20 protein-coding genes are annotated in these 22,185 nt (G+C 70.8%); 10 read left to right on the top strand and 10 right to left on the bottom strand.

The window, feature by feature from the left end; translation table 11 throughout:
• Positions 1-22 precede the first annotated feature (22 nt).
• Together ABZ027_RS20655 and ABZ027_RS20650 are read left to right on the top strand one after the other, a co-directional pair.
• A complete protein-coding gene (locus ABZ027_RS20655; RefSeq protein ID WP_356770314.1) occupies positions 23-436 on the top strand; it encodes a DUF742 domain-containing protein in 414 nt (137 codons plus the stop codon).
• A 69-nt stretch (positions 437-505) separates the two neighbouring features.
• Positions 506-1,111 (top strand): ATP/GTP-binding protein, encoded by a 606-nt coding sequence (locus ABZ027_RS20650; protein WP_356770278.1) that lies wholly within the window; start codon positions 506-508, stop codon positions 1,109-1,111.
• A gap of 29 nt (positions 1,112-1,140) precedes the next feature.
• Here ABZ027_RS20650 and ABZ027_RS20645 read toward each other — a convergent pair whose 3' ends face one another.
• Positions 1,141-1,569 carry a PPOX class F420-dependent oxidoreductase gene (locus ABZ027_RS20645; RefSeq protein ID WP_356770276.1) on the bottom strand — a complete coding sequence of 143 codons (429 nt, stop codon included), beginning with the start codon at positions 1,567-1,569 and terminating at the stop codon, positions 1,141-1,143.
• A 97-nt stretch (positions 1,570-1,666) separates the two neighbouring features.
• On the opposite strand from ABZ027_RS20645, the gene ABZ027_RS20640 reads away from it, so the two are divergent.
• The gene (locus ABZ027_RS20640; protein WP_356770274.1) at positions 1,667-2,080 is read left to right on the top strand and encodes a roadblock/LC7 domain-containing protein; all 414 of its coding nucleotides are present in this window, start codon (positions 1,667-1,669) and stop codon (positions 2,078-2,080) included.
• Positions 2,081-2,206: 126 nt separating this feature from the next.
• Positions 2,207-3,115 (top strand): DUF6397 family protein, encoded by a 909-nt coding sequence (locus ABZ027_RS20635; protein ID WP_356770272.1) that lies wholly within the window; start codon positions 2,207-2,209, stop codon positions 3,113-3,115.
• Here the strand turns inward: ABZ027_RS20635 and ABZ027_RS20630 are convergent.
• Together ABZ027_RS20630 and ABZ027_RS20625 are read right to left on the bottom strand one after the other, a co-directional pair.
• Positions 3,102-3,968, bottom strand: a complete 867-nt coding sequence (locus ABZ027_RS20630) for an acyl-CoA thioesterase II (RefSeq protein WP_356770270.1) — start codon at positions 3,966-3,968, stop codon at positions 3,102-3,104. The genes ABZ027_RS20635 and ABZ027_RS20630 overlap by 14 nt on opposite strands.
• Positions 3,969-3,987: 19 nt before the next feature.
• Positions 3,988-6,501, bottom strand: coding sequence for a DUF3516 domain-containing protein (locus ABZ027_RS20625; protein WP_356770268.1), 2,514 nt, complete (start codon positions 6,499-6,501; stop codon positions 3,988-3,990).
• Between the two features lie 145 nt (positions 6,502-6,646).
• Between ABZ027_RS20625 and ABZ027_RS20620 the strand changes: the two genes are divergently transcribed.
• Entirely contained in the window at positions 6,647-7,441 is a 795-nt protein-coding gene (locus ABZ027_RS20620) for a metal-dependent hydrolase (RefSeq protein ID WP_356770266.1), read from the top strand.
• A 71-nt stretch (positions 7,442-7,512) separates the two neighbouring features.
• Here ABZ027_RS20620 and ABZ027_RS20615 read toward each other — a convergent pair whose 3' ends face one another.
• The 4 genes from ABZ027_RS20615 to ABZ027_RS20600 form a co-directional block, all read right to left on the bottom strand.
• Positions 7,513-7,782, bottom strand: coding sequence for a type B 50S ribosomal protein L31 (locus ABZ027_RS20615; RefSeq protein WP_356770264.1), 270 nt, complete (start codon positions 7,780-7,782; stop codon positions 7,513-7,515).
• Between the two features lie 54 nt (positions 7,783-7,836).
• The gene (locus tag ABZ027_RS20610; protein ID WP_356770262.1) at positions 7,837-8,307 is read right to left on the bottom strand and encodes a DUF5709 domain-containing protein; all 471 of its coding nucleotides are present in this window, start codon (positions 8,305-8,307) and stop codon (positions 7,837-7,839) included.
• 240 nt (positions 8,308-8,547) lie between these two features.
• The gene (locus tag ABZ027_RS20605) at positions 8,548-10,329 is read right to left on the bottom strand and encodes an ABC transporter ATP-binding protein (RefSeq protein ID WP_356770260.1); all 1,782 of its coding nucleotides are present in this window, start codon (positions 10,327-10,329) and stop codon (positions 8,548-8,550) included.
• Positions 10,326-12,212 carry an ABC transporter ATP-binding protein gene (locus ABZ027_RS20600; RefSeq protein ID WP_356770258.1) on the bottom strand — a complete coding sequence of 629 codons (1,887 nt, stop codon included), beginning with the start codon at positions 12,210-12,212 and terminating at the stop codon, positions 10,326-10,328. The genes ABZ027_RS20605 and ABZ027_RS20600 overlap by 4 nt, the downstream gene beginning before the upstream one ends.
• A 161-nt stretch (positions 12,213-12,373) precedes the next feature.
• Here ABZ027_RS20600 and ABZ027_RS20595 point away from each other — a divergent pair, with 161 nt between their 5' ends.
• The 3 genes from ABZ027_RS20595 to ABZ027_RS20585 all read left to right on the top strand — a co-directional run bounded on the left by ABZ027_RS20595 (position 12,374) and on the right by ABZ027_RS20585 (position 16,520).
• Complete coding sequence (locus tag ABZ027_RS20595; RefSeq protein ID WP_356770256.1) at positions 12,374-13,114, top strand: hypothetical protein; 741 nt, start codon at positions 12,374-12,376, stop codon at positions 13,112-13,114.
• A 186-nt stretch (positions 13,115-13,300) separates the two neighbouring features.
• Positions 13,301-14,869, top strand: coding sequence for a peptide-N4-asparagine amidase (locus ABZ027_RS20590; RefSeq protein ID WP_356770312.1), 1,569 nt, complete (start codon positions 13,301-13,303; stop codon positions 14,867-14,869).
• A gap of 172 nt (positions 14,870-15,041) precedes the next feature.
• Positions 15,042-16,520 carry a cation:dicarboxylase symporter family transporter gene (locus tag ABZ027_RS20585; protein WP_356770254.1) on the top strand — a complete coding sequence of 493 codons (1,479 nt, stop codon included), beginning with the start codon at positions 15,042-15,044 and terminating at the stop codon, positions 16,518-16,520.
• Between the two features lie 117 nt (positions 16,521-16,637).
• Here ABZ027_RS20585 and ABZ027_RS20580 read toward each other — a convergent pair whose 3' ends face one another.
• Complete coding sequence (locus ABZ027_RS20580) at positions 16,638-17,099, bottom strand: MarR family transcriptional regulator (protein ID WP_356770252.1); 462 nt, start codon at positions 17,097-17,099, stop codon at positions 16,638-16,640.
• 94 nt (positions 17,100-17,193) lie between these two features.
• On the opposite strand from ABZ027_RS20580, the gene ABZ027_RS20575 reads away from it, so the two are divergent.
• Both ABZ027_RS20575 and mltG read left to right on the top strand, forming a co-directional pair.
• Positions 17,194-18,996, top strand: coding sequence for an ABC transporter ATP-binding protein (locus ABZ027_RS20575; protein WP_356770250.1), 1,803 nt, complete (start codon positions 17,194-17,196; stop codon positions 18,994-18,996).
• Positions 18,997-19,039: 43 nt separating this feature from the next.
• Positions 19,040-19,882, top strand: a complete 843-nt coding sequence (gene mltG / locus ABZ027_RS20570) for an endolytic transglycosylase MltG (RefSeq protein ID WP_356770248.1) — start codon at positions 19,040-19,042, stop codon at positions 19,880-19,882.
• A 43-nt stretch (positions 19,883-19,925) separates the two neighbouring features.
• Here the strand turns inward: mltG and ABZ027_RS20565 are convergent, their stop codons facing one another.
• Both ABZ027_RS20565 and ABZ027_RS20560 read right to left on the bottom strand, forming a co-directional pair.
• On the bottom strand, positions 19,926-21,002 hold the full coding sequence (locus ABZ027_RS20565) for an NAD(P)-binding domain-containing protein (protein ID WP_356770246.1): 1,077 nt from the start codon (positions 21,000-21,002) through the stop codon (positions 19,926-19,928).
• Positions 21,003-21,044: 42 nt separating this feature from the next.
• Positions 21,045-22,184, bottom strand: coding sequence for an LLM class flavin-dependent oxidoreductase (locus tag ABZ027_RS20560; protein ID WP_356770244.1), 1,140 nt, complete (start codon positions 22,182-22,184; stop codon positions 21,045-21,047).
• Position 22,185 lies beyond the last annotated feature (1 nt).

The following is a 22,185-nucleotide window of genomic DNA, read 5'->3' as shown; positions in this document are numbered from 1 at the left end:
GAACCTGATCCACGCCGCTCAGATGACCGAGAACCTGATCCACGCCGCGCGAGAGCCGGGCAGCCAGTGGTACGACGGCGAGGCCGGGCCTCTGGTGCGTCCCTACGCCATGACGGGCGGACGCACCGAACCGGGCCCCACCGGAGTGCGTTTCGACCTGATCGCCCTCGTGACGCTGGACCCCGGCGCGCCCGGTTGCGACGACGACACCGCGCTCGGGCCGGAACACCGCGCCCTGGTCGACCTGTGCCGCACGGAGACCCAGTCGGTCGCGGAACTCGGCGCGGGCGCCGATCTGCCGGTGGGCGTGGTCAGGGTCCTCCTCGGCGACCTGCTGGAACTCGGCCTGGTCACCATCAGCCGCCCGGTGCCGCCCGCGCGGCTGCCTGACGAACGGATCCTGCGTGAGGTGATCGAAGGACTGCGAGCTCTGTAGATGAAGGTTCACCACCACCCGGACGCGTACGACGCCGACTCGACCCGGCCCTCCCGAGAGAAGTGATCGATGGTCTCCGAGCACTCCGACGCCCAGGACGGCGACACGACCGCGCTGGCGTTGAAGATACTGGTCGCCGGCGGATTCGGCGTGGGCAAGACCACCCTGGTCGGTGCCGTCAGCGAGATCCGGCCGCTGCGCACCGAGGAACTGCTCAGCGAAGCGGGCCAGTTGGTGGACGACACCGAAGGCGTGGACCACAAGGTCACCACGACGGTCGCCATGGACTTCGGACGGATCACCATCCGCTCAGGTCTGTCCCTCTACCTGTTCGGCACCCCAGGCCAGGATCGTTTCTGGTTCCTGTGGGACGAACTGTCGCAGGGCGCGCTCGGGGCGGTGGTCCTCGCCGACACCCGCCGCCTGGAGGACTGCTTCCCCGCGGTGGACTACTTCGAGCACCGGCACATCCCGTTCGTGGTGGCCGTGAACTGCTTCGCGGGCGCACGGTCCTACGGGGCCGAGGACGTCTCGCGCGCCCTGGATCTGGACCCGGGCACACCGGTGGTCCTCTGCGACGCCCGTGACCGCGACTCGGGCAAGGAGGTCCTGATCAGTCTGGTCGAGTACGCCGGGCGGATGCACACCGCCCGGCTGCTCGACTCGGTGGGATGACCCGCCCGTGACCAGGTACGGGCGGGTGCTCAGTCGGCGAGGTCCTTCTGCGCCAGGACCTTGTCGATCGTGACGCGGACCAGCAGTTCGCCGGGGACGCCGTTGCGGGCGCCGAACTCCTCGGCCCGCTCCTCGCCCATGTACCGCGCCCCGATACGGCCGGCCCAGTGCCGGACCTCGTCGAGTTCCTCGATCACCTGGGCGTGACCCTGGAGGACCACGAAGTGGAAGGGCGGCCGGTCGTCGTCGACGCACAGCGCGACCCGGCCGTCCCGGGCCAGATTCCGCCCCTTCACCGTGGTCTTGCCGGTGTTGAACACCACCTCGTTCCCGTCGAGCAGGAACCAGATCGGTGCGATGTGCGGGCTCCCATCGGCCCGTACGGTCGACAGCTTCGCGGTGCGGGTGCCGTGCGAGACGAACTCCCGCCATTCGGTGTCGGTCATGTTCTGTGCCATGTACCCATCCTCCTTGCCCGGACGCCGGTCGTGGGGAAGGGTGGCGAGGAGAGTCCTCCGGCCAGGGAGGAGACGTCGCACGGGGAGACGGGGAACGATGCTGCACAACCAGGGACTTGGCTGGCTGCTGGACGACCTGACCGAGCGGGTGGAACACGTACGGCACGCTCTGGTCCTGTCCACCGACGGGCTGGTGACGGGGGCGAGCACGGGACTGCGCCGCGAGGACGCGGAGCATCTCGCCGCCGTCTCCTCGGGCCTGCACAGCCTGGCCAAGGGCTCGGGACGGCACTTCGGCGCGGGCCAGGTGCGCCAGACCATGGTCGAGTTCGACGACGCGGTGCTGTTCGTCACCGCGGCGGGCACCGGCAGTTGCCTGTGTGTGCTCAGCGGCTCGGAGGCGGACATCGGTCAGATCGCCTACGAGATGACGCTGCTCGTCAACCGGGTCGGCGAGCACCTGGCCGTGGACGCCCGACAGCCCGAGCGAAGCCCGGCATCGGACCTCTGACCTGCTGCTTCGGCAGCTCAACTGGAGTTATCCACAGGCTCGCCAGGCGGCGGGCCGGACCGGCTACGGTTTGTGTCACGGCGAGCGCACACAGCGTGAGCACTGACTCCACGGGGGAGACCGGACATGCCGACCGACACCATCACGAGGCCATACCACCTTGCCTGCGCGGCCAGTCGCGCGGCCCGTGAACTGGGCCTGAAGCAAAGCGAGTTCGACCTCGCAGTGAACCTCGGCCACATCCGCACACTGCCCGACGAAGGAGGCGGAGGCCGACGCGTCCCGCGCTCCGAGATCGAGCGGCTGCGGGCGAGCGAGGGCTTCCCCGGCTCCTTGCGGGCGCGGGTGAGGACCGTGGGAGCCGAGGAGGGCGCGGCCGTCATGGAGGTGAGCCCCGGCCGTTTCACCTGCCTCGCCCGGCTGGGCATGGTGTCGCCGGTGACCTTCCGTCTCACCCGCCACCACGCCGTGATCTGGCTCTACCTGGCCGAAGAGCTACGGGAGGTCGCCGCCGAGGATCACGCCCCGCGGCTCGACGCCCGTATGCAGGCCGGACCACGCGAGCTGCTGGGGGAGGGCCTGGACCTGCGTCGCCGCAACTGGCGCACACGCCACCTGGGGTTCTTGATGCGACGGACCGAGGAGCCATGGGGGCGTGCCGGGGCGGTGGCCGCCTTTCTCGATCCGGTTCACGTCGCGGAGATCGTCCCGGACCCCTATGAGCGCTCCCATGTGAACCGTTTCCGACCTGGGCCGCCCGCCCACGGCGTGCCGGGCTCGCCCGTCGCGCGCCTCACCCAGCGGATCATGACGGCGGAGCACGCGGACGAGATCGGCTTCTTCAGGGCCGAGCTGACCGCGTTCGTGGCGGTGGCGCGCGATCACCGTCCCGCCCCTCGCTCCACACCTCGCCCCGCCCCGAAACCGTGCCACCCGGCACCGCGGCCGGCCACCGCCGTGCCCCACGGGCCGCAGCCGTCCCGGGTACTGTTCGGCCGGCTGCGGCGCCTTAGCCCCCGGCCTAGAGAGCTCTGAACAAGCCCTCCTGGACGACCGACACGAGCAGCCGGCCCTCCAGGTCGTAGATCCGGCCCCGGGCCAGCCCGCGCCCACCCGTGGCGATCGGTGACTCCTGGTCGTACAGGAACCACTCGTCCGCACGGAACGGGCGGTGGAACCACATGGCGTGGTCCAGCGACGCCATGTCGAACCCGCGCGGACCCCACAGGGGCTCGACCGGGATACGGACGGCGTCCAGCAGGGTCATGTCGCTCGCGTAGGTCAGCGCGCAGGTGTGCACCAGCGGGTCGTCGCCCAGCGGCCCGACCGCACGCATCCACACCGCGCTGCGCGGCTCGGCGTCCTTGACCTCTTCGGACGTCCAACGCAGCCGGTCCACATAGCGGATGTCGAAGGGCTGACGCCTGGCCATCCGCTCCAACTGCTCCGGCAGCGCGCCCAGATGCTCCCGGATCTCTTCCGTGACCGTCGGCAGGGAGTCCGGTGCCGGAACCTCGCGGGCCGGCGGCAGTTGGTGCTCGAAGCTCGCCTGTTCAGGTTTGTGAAAGGAGGCGGTGAGATTGAAGATCGTGCGGCCCTGCTGCACCCCGGTGACCCGGCGGGTCGTGAAGGACCGCCCGTCCCGCACCCGCTCGACCTGGTACACGATCGGCACACCGGGCCGGCCCGGACGCAGGAAGTACGCGTGCAGTGAGTGCACGGGACGGTCGCCCTCCGTGGTGCGGCCGGCGGCGACCAGTGCCTGGCCGGCCACCTGGCCGCCGAAGACACGCTGCAGCGACTCCTGCGGGCTGCGGCCGCGGAAGATGTTGACCTCGATCTGCTCGAGGTCGAGCAGATCGACGAGCTTCTCGGCCGGATTCGTCATGGGTGGGATTCTCCTGTGCTCACAGCTGTCCGACTTCGGTGACACGAACGATCGCACGCCCCTCGGCGTCGGAGGCCGTGAGGTCCACCTCAGCGCTGATGCCCCAGTCGTGATCGTCGTTCGGGTCGTCGAAGATCTGGCGGACCCGCCACAGCGCGTTCTGCGGCTCCTCCTCGATCAGCAGCAGCTTCGGACCGCGGGCGTCGGGCCCGGTGCCGAGGTCGTCGTACTCGTCCCAGTACTTGTCCATCGCCTCGCCCCAGGCGTCGGCGTCCCACCCGGCGTCCGCGTCCATCTCGCCGAGCTCCTCGACCTGGTCGAGGGCGGCGAGCTCGACACGGCGGAACATGGCGTTGCGGACGAGGACGCGGAAGGCGCGCGCGTTGCTCGTGACGGGCTTGACCTCGTCGGCCTTCTCCTGAGCCTCCTCCGCGGTCATCTCCTCCGGGTTGGCGAGCTGCTCCCACTCGTCCAGCAGGCTGGAGTCGACCTGGCGCACCATCTCGCCGAGCCACTCGATCAGATCCTGGAGATCCTCGGACTTGAGGTCGTCCGGGACGGTGTGGTCCAGGGCCTTGTAGGCGCCGGCGAGGTAACGCAGCACGATGCCCTCGGTGCGGGCCAGCTCGTAGAAGGACACCAACTCGGTGAAGGACATGGCCCGTTCGTACATGTCGCGGACGACGGACTTCGGGGACAGCGGGTGGTCACCGACCCAGGGGTGGCTCTTGCGGTAGGTGTTGTACGCGTGGAAGAGGAGCTCTTCCTGGGGCTTCGGGTAGCTGATGTCCTGGAGGCGCTCCATGCGCTCCTCGTACTCCACGCCGTCCGCCTTCATGGCGGCCACGGCCTCCCCGCGCGCCTTGTTCTGCTGGGCGGCGAGGATCTGCCGCGGATCATCCAGCGTCGACTCTACGACGGACACCATGTCCAGGGCGTAGGACGGCGACTCCGGGTCGAGGAGCTCGAACGCGGCGAGCGCGAAGGTGGACAGCGGCTGGTTCAGCGCGAAGTCCTGCTGGAGGTCCACCGTGAGGCGGACGACGCGGCCGTCGGCGTCCGGCTTGTCGAGCTTCTCTACGATGCCGCCGTCCAGGAGCGAGCGGTAGATGGCGATGGCACGGCGGATATGCCTGAGCTGCTGCTTGCGCGGCTCGTGGTTGTCTTCCAGAAGGTGCCGCATCGCCTCGAAGGCATTGCCGGGCCGGGCGATCACCGACAGGAGCATGGTGTGCGTCACCCGGAAACGCGACGTCAGCGGCTCCGGGTCGGAGTTGATGAGCTTCTCGAAGGTGCTGTCCGTCCACCCGACGAAGCCCTCGGGCGCCTTCTTGCGGACGACCTTCCGGCGCTTCTTCGGGTCGTCGCCCGCCTTGGCGAGCGCCTTTTCGTTCTCCACCACGTGCTCGGGAGCCTGCGCGACGACGTAGCCCGCCGTGTCGAAGCCCGCGCGTCCGGCGCGGCCGGCGATCTGGTGGAACTCACGGGCCCGCAGCGTGCGTACGCGAATGCCGTCGTACTTGGCCAGCGCGGTGAACAGCACGGTCCGGATGGGCACGTTGACGCCGACGCCGAGGGTGTCCGTACCGCAGATGACCTTCAGCAGACCGGCCTGGGCGAGCTTCTCCACCAGGCGCCGGTACTTGGGCAGCATCCCGGCGTGATGGACGCCGATGCCGTGCCGCACGTACCGGGAGAGATTGCGGCCGAACTTCGTGGTGAAGCGGAAGTTGCCGATCAGGTCGGCGATCTGGTCCTTCTCCTCGCGCGTGCACATGTTGATGCTCATCAGCGCCTGCGCCCGCTCCACGGCCTGCGCCTGCGTGAAGTGCACGATGTAGACCGGCGCCTGCTTGGTGTCCAGCAGCTCCGTCAGTGTCTCCGTGAGCGGAGTGAGCCGGTACTCGTAGGACAACGGCACGGGGCGGGTCGCCGAGCGGACCACGGACGTCGGCCGGCCGGTGCGCCGCGTCAAGTCCTTCTCGAACATCGCGACGTCGCCGAGGGTGGCCGACATCAGGACGAACTGCGCCTGGGGAAGCTCCAGGATGGGGATCTGCCAGGCCCAGCCGCGGTCCCCCTCCGCGTAGAAGTGGAACTCGTCCATCACGACCTGGCCGACGTCCGCGTGCCGTCCGTCCCGCAGCGCGATCGAGGCGAGCACCTCGGCCGTGCAGCAGATGACCGGGGCGTCGGCGTTGACGGACGCGTCGCCGGTCAGCATGCCGACGTTCTCCGTGCCGAACATCTTGCACAGCTCGAAGAACTTCTCCGACACGAGCGCCTTGATCGGTGCCGTGTAGAAGGTGACCTCGTCACGGGCCAGTGCCGCGAAGTGGGCGCCCGCTGCGATCATGCTTTTGCCGGAGCCGGTGGGCGTCGACACGATCACGTTCGCACCGGAGACCACCTCTATCAGCGCTTCCTCCTGGTGCGGGTAGAGCGTGAGACCGCGCTCCTTGGCCCACGACTCGAAGGCGTCATAGAGGGCGTCGGGGTCGGCGGTCGGCGGCAGCTGATCGATGAGGGTCACCCACCCATCTTGCCTGCCCTCTGGCCCGATGGGGGAATCGGCTGCGGGCGCGAAGATCACGAACGCTACGCTGTGTCGCCGACGGCGCGTCAGCGCGCCGTTTCAACTGGACAGTGGCACACGAGGAATGGGGCGGACACCGGCCATGATGGGACCAGCACACTCACTGTCGGGCGCCGCCGCCTGGCTGGGCGTCGGCGCGGCAGCCGCGGCTGCCGGGCACACGATGCCCTGGCCGGTCCTCCTCGCCGGGGCTCTGATCTGCGCGGGCGCCGCGCTCGCCCCCGATCTCGACCACAAGGCCGCCACCATCTCGCGGTCCTTCGGACCCATCTCCCGCTGGCTGTGCGAGATCGTCGACAAGCTCTCCTACGCCGTCTACAAGGCCACCAAGAAGCAGGGCGACCCGCGTCGTTCCGGTGGGCACCGGACGCTCACGCACACCTGGGTGTGGGCCGCGATGATCGGCGCGGGCGCCTCGGCGGCGGCGATCACCGGTGGCCGCTGGGCGGTGCTGGCGATCCTGTTCGTGCACATGGTGCTGGCCATCGAGGGTCTGTTGTGGCGGGCGACCCGTGGCTCCAGTGCGGATGTGCTGGTCTGGCTGCTGGCCGCGACCAGCGCGTGGATCGTCGCCGGCGTCCTGGACAAGCCGGGCAACGGTTCAGACTGGCTGTTCACGGCGCCGGGCCAGGAGTATCTGTGGCTGGGGCTGCCGATCGTGCTGGGCGCGCTCGTGCACGACATAGGGGACGCGCTGACGGTCTCGGGCTGCCCGATCCTGTGGCCCATCCCGCTCGGCCGCAAGCGCTGGTATCCGATCGGTCCGCCGAAGTTCATGCGCTTCCGGGCGGGCAGCTGGGTCGAGCTGAAGGTGCTGATGCCGGCGTTCATGCTGCTCGGCGGAGTGGGCTGCGCGGCGGCGCTCAACTTCATCTGAGCGGGCCGCGAAACGCGACCGCCGTCCTCAGCCGCGGGGGCTCACGATCCGCCGGTGCCGGCCCCCGGGACTCACGCCCCGCCGGATCGCCGGCCCGCCCCGCCACCGTAGCGCCGTTCGAACCGGGCGACGCGGCCCTCCGCATCCACCGTGCGTGCCCTGCCGGTGTAGAAGGGGTGGCTCTCCGAGGAGATCTCCACGTCCACGACCGGGTACGTCTCGCCGTCGTCCCACTCGATGGTCCGGTCGCTGGTCGCGGTGGACCGGGTCAGGAAGGCGTAACCGGCGGAGCGGTCGCGGAAGACTACCGGGTGGTAGTCGGGCCGTTTGTCCTGCTGCATGGGTCCTCCTTGTGCGACGCCGACCGGACGGCCGGCGGCACGGGGCCGGTGGGATCAGCCGGGCCGCGCCTCCTCGTCGACGATGTGCACCGCGGCCTCCTCGGCGGAGGCGGCAGCGCCGTCGATACCCACGTCCGTGGCGACCAGAGCGCTCTCCTCGTCCTCGTGAGCCCCCTCGTCCGGCGCCACGAGACGGCCGGAGCGGGCGGCCCCGACCTCGTTGTCGAGGAGTTCCCCGTCGGTTCCGTCGCAGTCACCGAGGCCGTCGCCGTCGGGCTCGGGCGGGTCGGGACGCTCTTCGGCGAGCCGCTGGTCCAGTGTCTCGCCCGTGTGGCGCTCCGCGGCCGTCACACCGGTGTGCTCCACCGCCCAGGGGCGTTCCGGAGGCGACCAGCCGCGGTCGAGGGGGTCACCGACTCCGTCGTTGTCCAGGGTGTCCTCCGCGTCGAGCAGCCCCGCGTCGTCCTGGATCTCGGATCCGTCGGGCTGGTAGACGTCGTCTCCCCATCCGTCGGCGCTGTTCACGGGTACCTCCAGGTGATGGGGCCGGGCTCCTTCTCCCCGTGGCCGGCGGCGGAGGGCGGACGTACGGCGCACAAGCCGCGCCCGTCGGTGAACCGCGCGGTTCGCGAACGCTCCCCGAGCCGGTGCCGCTTTCCAGCCTTCCACTCGACTTCGGCACCGCGCAACGGCACGGGCCGGGGACCACTCGTCCTCGACCCGCGCCGCCGCCGACACCGCACTCGCTCCGGCAAAGCCGCGCCGTCAGCCGTGCCAGGACCGCCACAGCGCCGCGTACGCCCCGTCGGCCGCGACCAGCTCGTCATGGCTGCCCAGCTCGCTGATCCGGCCGCTCTCCACGACGGCGATCACGTCCGCGTCATGGGCGGTGTGCAGCCGGTGGGCGATCGCGACCACCGTGCGGCCGTCGAGGACCCGGGCCAGGGACCGCTCCAGGTGGCGGGCCGCTCGCGGATCGAGCAGGGAGGTCGCCTCGTCCAGGACCAGGGTGTGCGGGTCGGCCAGCACCAGCCGGGCCAGGGCGATCTGCTGCGCCTGGGCGGGAGTGAGCGCCAGCCCGCCCGAGCCGACCTCGGTGTCCAGGCCGTCGTCCAGGGCGCGTGCCCACCCGTCCGCGTCCACCGCGCCCAGCGCCGCCCACAGCTCGGCGTCGGCCGCCTCGGTCCGGGCGAGGAGCAGGTTGTCGCGCAGGGACCCCACGAAGACGTGGTGCTCCTGGTTGACGAGGGCCACATGCGCACGGACCCGCTCGGCCGGCATCCGGGAGAGCTCGGCGCCGCCCAGGGTGATCCGGCCGTCCCGGGGCGCGTAGATCCCGGCGAGCAGCCTGCCCAGCGTGGACTTGCCCGCGCCGGACGGGCCGACCAGCGCCATCCTGGTGCCGGGCGCGACCTCCAGGGAGACCTCACGCAACACGTCCACGCCTTCGAGGTAGCCGAAACGCACCTGGTCCGCGTGCACGTCCCGCCCGTCGGGGGCCACCGTGTCGTCACCGGCGTCGGGCTGGATCTCCCGGACACCGACCAGCCGGGCCAGCGACACCTGGGCCACCTGCAGCTCGTCGTACCAGCGCAGGATCAGCCCGACCGGGTCGACGAGCATCTGCGCGATCAGCGCGCCCGTGGTGAGCTGCCCGATTCCGATCCAGCCCTGCAGCACGAACACACCGCCGACCATCAGCACCGAGGCGAGGATCATCACATGGGTGACGTTGACGACGGGGAAGAGCACCGACCGCAGCCAGAGCGTGTAGCGCTCCCAGGCCGTCCATTCCTTGATGCGCCGGTCCGACAGGGCGATGCGGCGGGCGCCGAGCCGCTGGGCCTCGACGGTGCGTCCGGCGTCCACGGTCTCCGCGAGCGCGGCGGCGACGGCGGCGTACCCGGCGGCCTCCGAGCGGTAGGCCGATCCGGCCCGTCTGAAGTACCAGCGGCAGCCCACGAGCAGCAGCGGTACGGCGAGCAGCACCGCTGCCGCCAGCGGCGGCGCGGTGATCACCAGCCCGCCCAGCAGCAGGACCACCCACACCACGCCGATCGTCAGCTGTGGCACGGCCTCCCGCATCGCGTTGGACAGCCGGTCGATGTCGGTGGTGATCCGGGACAGCAGGTCGCCCGTCCCGGCTCGCTCCAGGACCCCCGGAGGCAGTCCGACGGACCGGATGAGGAAGTCCTCGCGCAGGTCGGCCAGCATCCGCTCGCCGAGCATCGCCCCGCGCAGCCGTACCTCCCGCACGAACACCGCCTGGACGGCCAGCGCGCACAGGAACAGTCCGGCCGTCAGTTCCAGGTGGAGCTCGCGGGCGCCGTCCGAGACCCGCTCCACGAGGCCGCCCAGCAGCCACGGTCCCGCCATCGAGGCGACCACGGACACCGTGTTGACGGTCATCAGGAGCAGGAAGGCACGGCGGTGCCGGTGGAACAGTTCGGCCACGTAGGCGCGGACGGTCGCGGAGGTGCCGACGGGCAGGGTGTTCGCCGTCGTCGGGGCCGCCGGGTCGTACGCCGGGGGCGCCACGCCGATCATGCTGTCTCCTCGATTTCTTCCAGTGCGTCCAGTTCGGCGGTGTCCAGCGCCGGTCCCGCGCTCCATGCCTGGCCGGAAGCCGGCACGCCGCCCGCCTCCAGCACGTCGTCCCGCTCGGCCCTGGCCGTCACCTGCTCCGGTTCGGCGGCCTCCGCGTCGGTCTCCCGGGTCACCACGGCCCGGTACCGGGGCTCCTTGTGCACCAGCTCGCGGTGCACCCCGACCGCCGCGACCTCGTTCTCGTGCACCAGGACGACCTGGTCGGCCCGGTCCAGGAGCAGCGGGGAGGAGGTGAACACGACGGTCGTGCGTCCGGTGCGCAGCTCCCGCAGCCCGTTGGCGATCCGGGCCTCCGTGTGCGAGTCGACGGCGGAGGTCGGCTCGTCCAGGACGAGCACCTCCGGGTCCGTCACCAGCGACCGGGCCAGTGCGAGCCGTTGGCGCTGGCCGCCGGACAGGGACCGTCCCCGCTCGGTGATCCGGGCGTCCATCGGGTCCTCGGCGTCGATCGACCCCTGCACGAGGGCGGTCAGCACGTCCCCGCACTGCGCGGCCGCCAGCGCCTCCTCGGCGCTGACGCCGCCCGAGGCGGGCACGTCGAGCAGTTCACGCAGCGAGCCGGACAGCAGGACGGGATCCTTGTCCTGGACGAGGACGGCCGTACGGGCCGAGTCGAGCGGCAGGTCGTCGAGCGGCACACCGCCCAGCAGGACCGACGCGCCCTCGTCCGAGGGGTGTCCGCCCAGCCGCTCCGCCAGCAGCCCCGCCGCGTCCGGGTCGCCGCACACCACGGCGGTGAGCCGGCCGGAGACCGCGAGCAGACCGGTGGCTGGGTCGTACAGGTCACCGGACGGGGTCTCGGCGGCGCGCGAGCCCCCGGTGTCCGTGGCGCGCTCCAGCGACAGCACGCGCGCGGCACGCCGGGCCGACGGGCGGGAGAAGGAGTAGGCCATCGCGATCTCTTCGAAGTGCCTCAGTGGGTACGTGAGGAGCATCACCGAGCTGTAGACGGTGACCAGTTCACCGACGTCGATCCGGCCCTCCCGAGCCAGGCGGACGCCGTACCAGACGACTCCGATCAGCAGCAGCCCGGGCAGCAGGACCTGGATCGCGGAGATCAGCGACCACATCCGGGCGCTGCGCACGGCCGCGTGGCGCACCTCCTGGGAGGCGCGGCGGTAGCGGTCGAGGAAGAGGTCCTCGCCGCCGATGCCACGCAGCACGCGCAGACCGGCCACGGTGTCCGAGGCCAGTTCGGTGGCGCGCCCTGCCTTCTCCCGCTGGATGTCGGCACGTCGGGTCGCCCGGGGCAGCAGCGGCAGCACCGCCAGAGCGAGGAGCGGCAGGCCCACCGCGACGACCACGCCGAGCGCCGGCTGGTAGACGACCAGGCCGACACAGACCAGCACGATGGTGACGACCGCCGCGGTGAACCGGGAGACGGACTCCACGAACCAGCCGATCTTCTCGACGTCGCCCGTGGAGACGGCCACGACCTCGCCGGCCGCGACCCGTCGGGTCAACGCCGAGCCCAGCAGGGCGGCCTTGCGGGCCAGCAGCTGCTGGACGCGCGCGGCGGCCGTGATCCAGTTGGTGATCGCCGTGCGATGCAGGAAGGTCTCGCCGACCGCGTTGCCGACGCAGCACACCGCGAGCAGGCCACCCGCGAGGGCGAGCCGGTGACCGGAGCGGTCGACGACGGCCTGCACGGCCAGGCCGACACAGAACGGCAGTACGGAGACGGACCCGAAGTGCAGCAGGCCCCAGGCAAGCGACTTGAGCTGTCCGCGCAGCTGGTTACGGAAGAGCCACCACAGGAAGCGGGGACCCGAGCGCGCGTCCGGCGAACCGGGGTCGGGGTAGGGAAGGTCTTGAATCTGCATGACGGTCCAGTGGCTCGTGTCAGGGGGGTGGGGGGAGGGGGTGGGGGGACCGCGAACGGCGGCAGCAAACCGTGAAAGGTTCGCGTTCCGGCGTGGTCGGAAGCAACCGGTTTTCCGTAGCGGCGAACAGAACCGGCTGCCCGCGATGCGACCATGGAGCGATGCGCAGTGGTGATGTACGGCGTGCGGCGCTCGTGACGGCGGCCCTGGGAGCCCTCCTGGTCTCGCTGCCCGGCTGCGGCGGTCCTGGCCCGGCTGGACGAGGCGCGACGGGGACGAGAGCCGTGGGCAACCCGGCCGACACCCGCCAGGACACCGGCCCGACACGCATCCCCCATGTGGGCGACCGGCTGCTGCGGCGGATCCCCGCCGACACTCGCCAGGTTGTCGCCGTCTACGGCGACGGCAGAAACTCCGCCGAGTCCACCGTCGTCCTCTACACCAGGCACGGCACCACCTGGGAGCGCACCGGCAACTGGCCCGCGCACAACGGCAAGAAGGGCTGGACCACGAACCACCACGAGGGGGACCACCGCAGTCCCGTCGGCGTGTTCACGCTCAGCGACGCGGGCGGTGTGCTCCCGGACCCCGGGGCCCGGCTTCCCTACACCCACTCGGCCGCCTTCGCGGCCCCGCGCTGGTGGCCCAAGTCGTACTGGCACGACTTCGACTACGTCATCGCCATCGACTACAACCGCGTCAAGGGCGCCCCGCCGAACGACCCGACCCGCCCACGGGGACAGTCCGAGGGCGGCGGGATCTGGCTGCACATGGACCACGGCAGCGGTACGTCGGCGTGCGTCAGCCTGTCCAGGCCGGCGATGCGGTATCTGCTGCGCACCCTCGATCCGCGGCGGCATCCCGTGGTCGTCATGGGGGACAGGGCCGACCTGCGGACCTGAGGTGGCCGGGGGAGGCCTCATTGCGGAGGGCGCCCGACTCGCCGTAGAACACCGGCCATGAAGAGACGGATCACCATGTCCATGCTCGCCGGAGCGACCCTCCTGGCGAGCACCCTCCTCGGGACGAGCCCGGCCCAGGCGGCTTCGGCCCTGACCCAAGCCGACTCAGCCGCAGCGGCGTCAGCCGTGCGAGGCCCGGTCCAACCCGCGCGAGCCGAGGCCGTATCCGGGGACACTCCGGCCCAACCCGCCGACATACCGGCCGAGTTCGGGACCAACTGGCACGACCCGGTCACCGCGGCTCCACCCATATCGAAGCCCGCCGGGAAGTCCTGCCGAGTCACCCTCGCCGAGGCGCAGTTCCGTGACTTCACACCGTACCGGGGCTCCTACACGCCCCCCGAGCGATGCGGCGACCGCTGGAGCAAGGTGGTGCTGCGCTTGGACGGCAAGGTCAAGGGACGGCAGTTCGACCGGCTCGGTTACGTCCATGTCGGTGGCGTCGAGATCCTCCGTACGTCGACGCCCCAGCCCTCGCCCGACGGCATCGAGTGGTCCGTCGAGAAGGACGTCACGCGCTACAGCGACACCTTCCGCGGCAGCCGGGATGTCGAGATGCTGATCGGGAACGTCGTCGACGACACGTACACCGGCGTCATCGACGTGAAGGTCACGCTCACCTTCTACGCGGGAAGGCAGGCTCCGGCGCCGGACCGCGTGCTGACCCTCAAGGACGACACGCTCACCACTCCGCGCAACAGCGAACGCATCGTCGCCGAGGTGTACGCCACCGGATCCGGCGGCGGCTGTGAGGAGTACTGGTACCTGACGGTGCCCGATTCGGCCCCGTACTCCTGTCAGGCAGCGGGCGGCCCCTACCGTGAGGTCCAGATCAAGGTCGACGGCCGCCTCGCCGGGATCGCCGCACCGTTCCCGACCGTGTGGACCGGCGGCTGGTCCAACCCCTTTCTCTGGTACGTGGTTCCGGGACCGCGCGCCCTGGACATCAAGCCGATCGAATACGACCTGACGCCGTTCGCCGGGATCCTCAACGACGGCCGCCCGCACCGGGTCGAGGTCTCGGTCGTCGGCGTCCCCGAGGGGCAGAGCGGCTGGAGCACCCCGGTCAACGTCCTCGTCGACCAGGACACCAGGAGCACGCGCGTGGGCGGGAAGCTCACCACGCACAGGAGCACGGACGTCGTGAACTCCTCGACGTACACGCCCGGTACGGAACACCGCGTGGCCACCGAGGGCGGTCATCGGCTGACCGTCGCCGGATACGTCGACACCTCGCACGGCAGGGTCACCACCACCGTCAGCCGCGCACTCGCGAACACCTCCACGCACCGCTGGACCGACGGAGAAACCCTCGACGCGCTGAACGCCACCTGGGCGGACGACGAGTCGGTCACCGTCGACGGGCGCGGACCGGCCCGTACGACGCACACCCGGCGGACGTACACGATGGACGGCACCACCACGCTCGGCGCCGGCGACCGGCTGCGGACCGTGTTGACCCTCGGTGACCGTGCCGCGGTGACTCAGGCACACGGCGGTCGGCGCACCGCGTGGACGCGGCTCGACGACACCTACACGGGCGACGCGACGTACACGGTGAACGTGCCCCGGGACCAGCGCCACGCGGTCGGTACGACGAGCGAGCGCTATCGGATCCACGGATCATCCGGGTGCTACGACCGCTCTCTGACGGCCGTTCAGGGACTGCTCACCCGGGATCACCGAGGCTGCTGAGGACAGTTGCGTGCGATGCGTCACATGCGGGCGGGATTAACGCGAGTGAAACACGGTGGTCTTGTGTGGGGTCGGCGAGACCCCCAAAGTGAACGGCACGGAATCCGCCTTCCGTATCGCAGAAGTCCTGATCAGGCTTCTGAGTGCCACCGTCCCCCCTCAAGGAGTGCCCGTGCCGCCGTCCGTCCCGTCCCTGCCGCGACGCGTCGCACGCATACTGCGTACCTCTCTCTTCGCGCAGGTCGCCTGCGCGCTCGTCCTCGGAATCGTCGTCGGAAAACTGTGGCCGGACGCGTCCACGCAACTCCAGCCGCTCGGCGACGGTTTCACCCGGCTCATCAAGACGATCATCTCCCCCCTCGTGTTCTGTGTGGTCGTCGTCGGCATCGCCAAGGCCGGTGACCTGAAGGCGTTCGGCCGGATCGGACTCAAGGCCCTCGTCTGGTTCGAGGTCGCGAGCACCGTCGCCCTGATCGTCGGGCTGCTCGCCGCCAACGTCGTGCAACCCGGCTCGGGAATGCACGTCGACCCGTCCCAGCTCGACACCTCGGCGGTCGACGCGCAGACCGGCGGCGGTTCGCTGCCCTCGACGACCGAGTTCGTCCTCAACGCGCTGCCGCAGAGTTTCCTGGGCGCCTTCGCCGAGAACGAGCTTTTGCAGGTACTGATCCTTGCCTGCCTGGTCGGCGCCGCGCTGCTGCACCTCGGCCACACCAAGGTGCCGAAGGTGCTGCCCGCCGTCGAGCAGGCCCAGGAGATCATCTTCGCGATCGTCGGCTTCATCATGCGCCTCGCCCCGATCGCGGTGTTCGGCGCGATGGCCTCCCTCATCGGGCAGTACGGACTCGGCGTGATCGAGACCTACGCCAAGCTGATCATCCTGTGCTATGTCGCCGCCGCGTTCTTCCTCGTGCTGCTCGGCGTCGCTCTCAAGGCGGTCACCGGGCTCAGCCTCTGGAAGTTCGTCCGCTACATCCGCGAGGAGATGCTGCTCGCGCTCGGCACCGCGTCCACCGAGTCGGTCATGCCGCGGGTGATGCAGAAGCTGCGCCGGGCCGGTGCCCGCGACGACGCGGTGGGTCTGGTGCTGCCCACGGGTTACTCGTTCAACCTCGACGGCGCCTCGCTCTACCTGTCCATCGGCACGCTGTTCATCGCCCAGGCCGTGGGCGTGGACCTGAGCCTGAGTCAACAGATCACGGTGGTCCTGGTGCTCATGCTGACCAGTAAGGGCATGGCGGGCATCCCCGGTTCGGCCTTCCTCGCCCTGGCCGCGACCGCCTCCTCGCTGGGTGCGATCCCCGCCGGCGCCGTCGCCCTGCTGCTCGGCGTGGACCGCATCATGGACTCGATGCGCGTGGTGACCAACCTGCTCGGCAACTGCGTCGCCGTGTTCGCCGTGTCCCGCTGGGAGGGCGCGCTTGATACCGACAGGGCGAAGAAGGTCCTGGACGGCGCGATCGTGCCGACGGAGGGCGATGGCGAGAGCGTGCCCGTCGTCCCGGAAGCGGACGGCGGCAAGGGTGAGCCGTCCGCGACGAAGGCGCCGGGCGCCGACGCCCCGGTGGCGCCGGTCGCGGCCGATAGCGACGGCGGGCTGGCGGCCGTACCGGCCCAGCCGGTCAAGGAACCGGCCTCGGAAGCCGACTGACGACCACGACAGGACAGACCGTGGGCCGCGCTCCAGCAGCAGGGAGCGCGGCCCACGGCGCGTTGGATCAGCCGCTCAGCCGCTCAGCCGCTCAGCCGCTCAGCCGGCTCAGCCGGCTCAGCAGCCTCGCCCCCGCCCCGGCTCCGGTACCCCGTCCACCAGCGTGTCCAGCAATCCGCCGAGCAGCTCCCGTTGTCCGCCCGTCAGCGGGGCCAGGATCTCCTCCGCGGCGGACCTGCGTGCGCCGCGCAGCTCCAGCACGGCCTTGCGTCCGTCGTCGGTGAGCTCGACACGGATCACGCGGCGGTTGGTCGGGTCCGGTGCCCGGCGCACCTTGCCGCCGGCCTCCAGCCCGTCGACGAGCGTGGTCACGGCCCTGGGCACCACCTCCAGCCGCTGGGCGAGATCCGCCATCCGGGGCGGCGCGTCGCAGTGCGCGAGGGTGCGCAGCAGCCGGGACTGGGCCGGGGTGATGCCGAGACCACGGTGCTCCAGATGGCGCTTCTGGATGCGCTGCAGCCGACGGGTCAGCCGCAGCAGCTGCTCGGCGAGCAGGCCGTCGGAATCAGGGGTGGTCATGGAGGAACAATATCAGGACCATGTTCATTGTGAGTATAGGTAACAATGAGCTAAGCTCCGTAAATCCTCATCACCTCACCCTCCGTAGGAGACCATGCCCCGCGACCACATCGACTGGACCCCCTCTCCCGGCACCCCGACCGAACAGCCCCGGCAGGTGCGCCGCATCCTCAAGTTCTTCAAGCCGTACCGGGCCCGGCTCGGGATCGTCGGCCTGCTGGTCGGCGCCGCGTCGCTGGTCACCGTGGCGACCCCGTTCCTGCTGAAGGAGACGCTGGACGTCGCCATCCCCGAGGGCCGCACCGGCCTGCTGAGCCTGCTCGCGCTCGGCATGATCCTGAGCGCCGTCCTCACCAGTGTCTTCGGTGTGCTGCAGACCCTGATCTCCACCACGGTCGGCCAGCGCGTCATGCACGACCTGCGTACCGCGGTCTACGGCCGACTGCAGCGGATGTCCCTCGCCTTCTTCACCCGCACCCGCACCGGCGAGGTCCAGTCCCGCATCGCCAACGACATCGGCGGCATGCAGGCCACCGTCACCTCGACCGCCACCTCCCTGGTCTCCAACCTGACCAGCGTGGTCGCCACGATCATCGCGATGGTCGCCCTCGACTGGCGGCTTACCGTCGTCTCCCTGGTGCTGCTGCCGGTCTTCGTGTGGATCAGCCGCCGGGTCGGCAACGAACGCAAGAAGATCACCACCCAGCGCCAGAAGCAGATGGCCGCGATGGCGGCGACCGTCACCGAGTCGCTGTCGGTCAGCGGCATTTTGCTGGGCCGCACGATGGGCCGTTCCGACTCGCTCACCCGCTCCTTCGCCGAGGAGTCGGAGGAACTGGTCGACCTCGAGGTGCGGTCGAACATGGCCGGACGGTGGCGCATGGCCGTCATCTCGATCGTCATGGCCGCGATGCCCGCCTTCATCTACTGGACCGCGGGTCTCGCCCTCCAGGCGGACGGCACCCAGATCTCCATCGGCACCATCGTCGCCTTCGTCTCGCTCCAGCAGGGCCTGTTCCGCCCGGCCGTGAGCCTGCTGTCGACCGGCGTGCAGATCCAGACCTCGCTCGCGCTCTTCCAGCGCATCTTCGAGTACCTCGACCTGCCCGTCGACATCACCGAGCGCGACCAGCCGGTGCGTCTCGACCGCGTCAAGGGCGAGGTTCGCTTCGAGGGCGTCGAGTTCCGCTACGACGGCAAGGACGGCCCGATCCTCGACGGCATCGACATCACCGTCCCCGCGGGCAGCTCTCTCGCGGTCGTCGGCCCGACCGGCGCCGGCAAGTCCACGCTCGGCTATCTGGTGCCGCGGGTGTACGACGTGACGGGCGGCCGGGTCACCCTCGACGGCGTCGACGTGCGCGACCTGGACTTCGACACCCTCGCCCGGGCGATCGGCGTCGTCTCCCAGGAGACGTACCTCTTCCACGCCTCGGTCGCCGACAACCTGCGCTTCGCCAAACCGGACGCCACCGACGGGGAGATCGAGCAGGCGGCCAAGGCGGCCCAGATCCACGACCACATCTCCTCCCTGCCCGACGGCTACGACACCGTCGTCGGCGAACGCGGCCACCGCTTCTCCGGCGGTGAGAAGCAGCGGCTGGCCATCGCCCGGACGATCCTGCGCGATCCGCCGGTGCTGATCCTCGACGAGGCGACCAGCGCCCTGGACACCCGCACCGAACACGCCGTCCAGGAAGCGATCGACGCCCTGTCGGCCAACCGCACGACGATCACCATCGCGCACCGGCTGTCCACCATTCGGGGCGCCGACCAGATCGTGGTGCTGGACTCCGGGCAGGTGGCCGAACGCGGCTCGCACGAGGAGCTGCTGGCGCGGGACGGGCGGTACGCGGCCCTGGTGCGCCGAGACGCCCGACTGGAGTCGACAAGCTGACGATATGTCGGGTTTGTAGAGATTTGCGGGTTACCGTGCCCGCATGCACATGAACACACCGCCACGGAGCAGGATCCGACTGACGCGCCGGGGCCGTCTCGCCCTGATCGTGACCGGGGCCGTCGTGGCAGGCACCGCCGTGGCGGTGCCGCTGCTGACCCTGGACAGCGACGCGGAGAAGAAGCCCGCCGCCTTGGTCGTCCCCGAGGGCTGGCGCGCCGGCCAGGTCTACGACGCCGTCGACAAGGCCCTCGCCCTGCCCGCGGGAACGACCAAGAAGTCGCTGGGCAAGGCGGGCCTGAAGCTGCCGACCGACGCGAAGGGCAACCCGGAGGGCTACCTCTTTCCGGCGACGTACCCGATCAAGGAGAAGGCGACCCCGGAGCAGCTGCTGCGGTTCATGGTCGACACCGCCGACAAGAAGTTCAACGGCGCCCCCATCGCGGCCGGCGCGCAGCGCAACGCCCTGAACGTCTACCAGGCCGTCACCGTCGCGAGCATCGTCCAGGCCGAGGCGGCTTCCAAGGCCGACATGGGCAAGGTGGCCCGGGTCGTCTTCAACCGCCTGAAGCGCGGCATGCCGCTGCAGATGGACTCCACCATCAACTACGCGCTCAACCGCTCCACCCTGACGACCACCGAGGCGGACACCCGGATCGACAGCCCCTACAACTCGTACCAGCGCATGGGTCTGCCGCCGACCCCGATCGCGAACCCGGGTGAGGACGCGATGCGCGCCGTGATCAACCCGCCCCCGGGTGACTGGCTGTACTTCGTCACGGTCAAGCGGGGCGACACGCGCTTCACCGCCGACTACGCGGAGCACCAGCGCAATGTCGCCGAGTTCAACCGGCTGCAGCGGCGGAGCCCGGCCGCCGCCGGCTGATCAGACACGGACGGTCGTCGGCCACCACCGGCCGTACGGGAGATCAGGCGGCCACGCGCTCCTCGGCCAGCAGTCGCCTGATGTCCCGTACCGCCGCGCGCCCCGCCCGGTTGGCGCCGATGGTGCTCGCCGACGGGCCGTAGCCGACGAGGTGGATCCGTGGATCGGCCACCGCGCGGGTGCCCTCCACCCGGATGCCGCCGCCGGGCTCGCGCAGCTTCAGCGGCGCCAGGTGGTCGATGGCGGCCCGGAACCCGGTCGCCCACAGGATGACGTCGGCAGGGACGCGCCGGCCGTCTTTCCACGCCACACCGTCGGGGGTGATCCGGTCGAACATCGGCAGCCGGTCCAGCACCCCGTCCGCGATCCCCTGACGGATCGCGTCGTTGAGTGGAATCCCCGTCACCGACACGACACTCTTCGGCGGCAGCCCCTGCCGTACCCGCTCCTCGACCAGTGCGACCGCGGCCCGGCCCACGTTCTCGTCGAAGGGCCCCTCGCGGAACACCGGCGGCCGCCGGGTGACCCAGGTGGTGGCGGCCGCGTACGGGGCGATCTCCAGCAGGTGCTGGGTGCCGGACGCGCCCCCGCCCACCACGACGACCCGCTGCCCGGCGAACTCCTCGGGCCCGGAGTAGCGCGCCGTGTGCACCTGGCGCCCCCGGAAGGTCTCCTGGCCCGGGTAGCGCGGCCAGAAGGGCCGGTCCCAGGTTCCGGTCGCGTTGATCAGCGCCCGGGTCGACCAGGTCCCGTCGGAGGTCTCGACGAGCAGGCGGCCGCCCTCGCCCTCGCGCACGGCACGGACCTCGACGGGCCGCCTGACCCGCAGGTCGAAGGCACGCTCGTACCTGTCGAAGTACTCGGTGACGACCTCGGCGGACGGCCTGGCCGGATCGGCCCCGGTGAGTTCCATGCCGGGCAGCGCGTGCATCCCGTGCACCTTGCCGTACGTCAGCGACGGCCAGCGGAACTGCCAGGCGCCGCCGGGGCCGGGGGAGTGGTCGAGCACCACGAAGTCCCGGTCCGGCAGGTAGCCCGTGCGGCGCAGGTGATAGGCGCCGGCCAGTCCGGCCTGCCCGGCGCCTATGACGACCACCTCGACCTCGCGCGTGTTGTTCACGGTTCTACCAACACCGCGAAGGCCGTGGATCTTCCCCGGCGGTCAGCGCCCGCTGCCCACGAGGAACGGCCTGCCGGCCGGCGCGGTCTCGACCAGCCCACGGGACGCCAGTTCGGGGATGACCCCCTCCCCGAACCAGTACGCCTCCTCCAGGTGCGGGTACCCCGAGAGCACGAAGTGCTCGACGCCCAGCGCGTGGTACTCCTCGATCAGGTCGGCGACCTCGGCATGGCTGCCGACGAGGGCGGTGCCCGCGCCGCCGCGCACCAGGCCCACGCCCGCCCACAGATTCGGATGGATCTCCAGGTCGTCGCGCGAGCCGCCGTGCAGGGCCAGCATCCGCTGCTGGCCCACCGACTCACTGCGGCCGAGCGCCGTCTGCGCCGCCGCGACGCTGTCCGCGTCGAGGTCGTCGAGCAGCCGGTTCGCCGTCGCCCAGGCCTCGGCCGCCGAGTCGCGCGAGATGGTGTGCAGCCGGATCCCGAACCGGACCGTGCGGCCCTCCCGCTCGGCGAGCGAGCGGATCCAGTCGATCTTCTCCTTGACCTGCGCGGGCGGCTCGCCCCAGGTCAGATAGACGTCGGCGTGCCGCGCGGCGACCGGCCCGGCGGCAGCGGAGGAGCCGCCGAAGAACACCTGCGGCACCGGGTCCGGCGGCAGCGCGGTCAGCGCACCGTCGACCTGGTAGTGCGTGCCCTGGAAGTCGTACGGCTCACCCCGCCACACCCCGCGGACCACCGACAGGAACTCGTCCGTACGGGCATACCGGTGGTCGTGGTCGAGTCGGTCGCCGAAGCGGCGTTGTTCGGTCGAGTCGCCGCCCGTGACGACGTTCAGCAGCAGCCGCCCACGCGTGACCCGCTGGTAAGTGGCCGCCATCTGCGCGGCGAGCGTCGGCGAGATCAGCCCCGGCCGGAACGCCACCAGGAACTTCAGCCGCTCGGTGTGCTGGGCCAGCGCCACGGTCGTCAGCCAGGCGTCCTCGCACCATGTGCCGGTCGGGGTGAGTACCGCCTCGAAGCCCAACTGCTCGGCTGCCTTGGCGATCTGGGCCAGGTACTCGATGTCGGGCGCACGCACCCCGCGCACCCGGCCGGACCCGTTGGAGGCGTACGCGTGCCGGTCGACCAGCGTGCGGCCGTCGCCGCCCGTCGGCAGGAACCAGTGGAGACGGACGGTCATG

The sequence above is a fragment of the Streptomyces sp. NPDC006332 genome (genome assembly GCF_040612855.1).
GTDB lineage: Bacteria > Actinomycetota > Actinomycetes > Streptomycetales > Streptomycetaceae > Streptomyces.
Note: the sequence above shows the minus strand (reverse complement) of the source record. Positions and strands in the feature narration are given on the sequence as shown.

Coding starts and splice junctions, on each gene's coding strand:
- ABZ027_RS20655 (WP_356770314.1), top strand. CDS start 23: ATGACCGAGAACCTGATCCACGCCGCGCGAGAGCCGGGCAGCCAGTGG.
- ABZ027_RS20650 (WP_356770278.1), top strand. CDS start 506: ATGGTCTCCGAGCACTCCGACGCCCAGGACGGCGACACGACCGCGCTG.
- ABZ027_RS20645 (WP_356770276.1), bottom strand. CDS start 1,569: ATGGCACAGAACATGACCGACACCGAATGGCGGGAGTTCGTCTCGCAC.
- ABZ027_RS20640 (WP_356770274.1), top strand. CDS start 1,667: ATGCTGCACAACCAGGGACTTGGCTGGCTGCTGGACGACCTGACCGAG.
- ABZ027_RS20635 (WP_356770272.1), top strand. CDS start 2,207: ATGCCGACCGACACCATCACGAGGCCATACCACCTTGCCTGCGCGGCC.
- ABZ027_RS20630 (WP_356770270.1), bottom strand. CDS start 3,968: ATGACGAATCCGGCCGAGAAGCTCGTCGATCTGCTCGACCTCGAGCAG.
- ABZ027_RS20620 (WP_356770266.1), top strand. CDS start 6,647: ATGATGGGACCAGCACACTCACTGTCGGGCGCCGCCGCCTGGCTGGGC.
- ABZ027_RS20615 (WP_356770264.1), bottom strand. CDS start 7,782: ATGCAGCAGGACAAACGGCCCGACTACCACCCGGTAGTCTTCCGCGAC.
- ABZ027_RS20605 (WP_356770260.1), bottom strand. CDS start 10,329: ATGATCGGCGTGGCGCCCCCGGCGTACGACCCGGCGGCCCCGACGACG.
- ABZ027_RS20600 (WP_356770258.1), bottom strand. CDS start 12,212: ATGCAGATTCAAGACCTTCCCTACCCCGACCCCGGTTCGCCGGACGCG.
- ABZ027_RS20595 (WP_356770256.1), top strand. CDS start 12,374: ATGCGCAGTGGTGATGTACGGCGTGCGGCGCTCGTGACGGCGGCCCTG.
- ABZ027_RS20580 (WP_356770252.1), bottom strand. CDS start 17,099: ATGACCACCCCTGATTCCGACGGCCTGCTCGCCGAGCAGCTGCTGCGG.
- ABZ027_RS20575 (WP_356770250.1), top strand. CDS start 17,194: ATGCCCCGCGACCACATCGACTGGACCCCCTCTCCCGGCACCCCGACC.
- mltG (WP_356770248.1), top strand. CDS start 19,040: ATGCACATGAACACACCGCCACGGAGCAGGATCCGACTGACGCGCCGG.
- ABZ027_RS20560 (WP_356770244.1), bottom strand. CDS start 22,184: ATGACCGTCCGTCTCCACTGGTTCCTGCCGACGGGCGGCGACGGCCGC.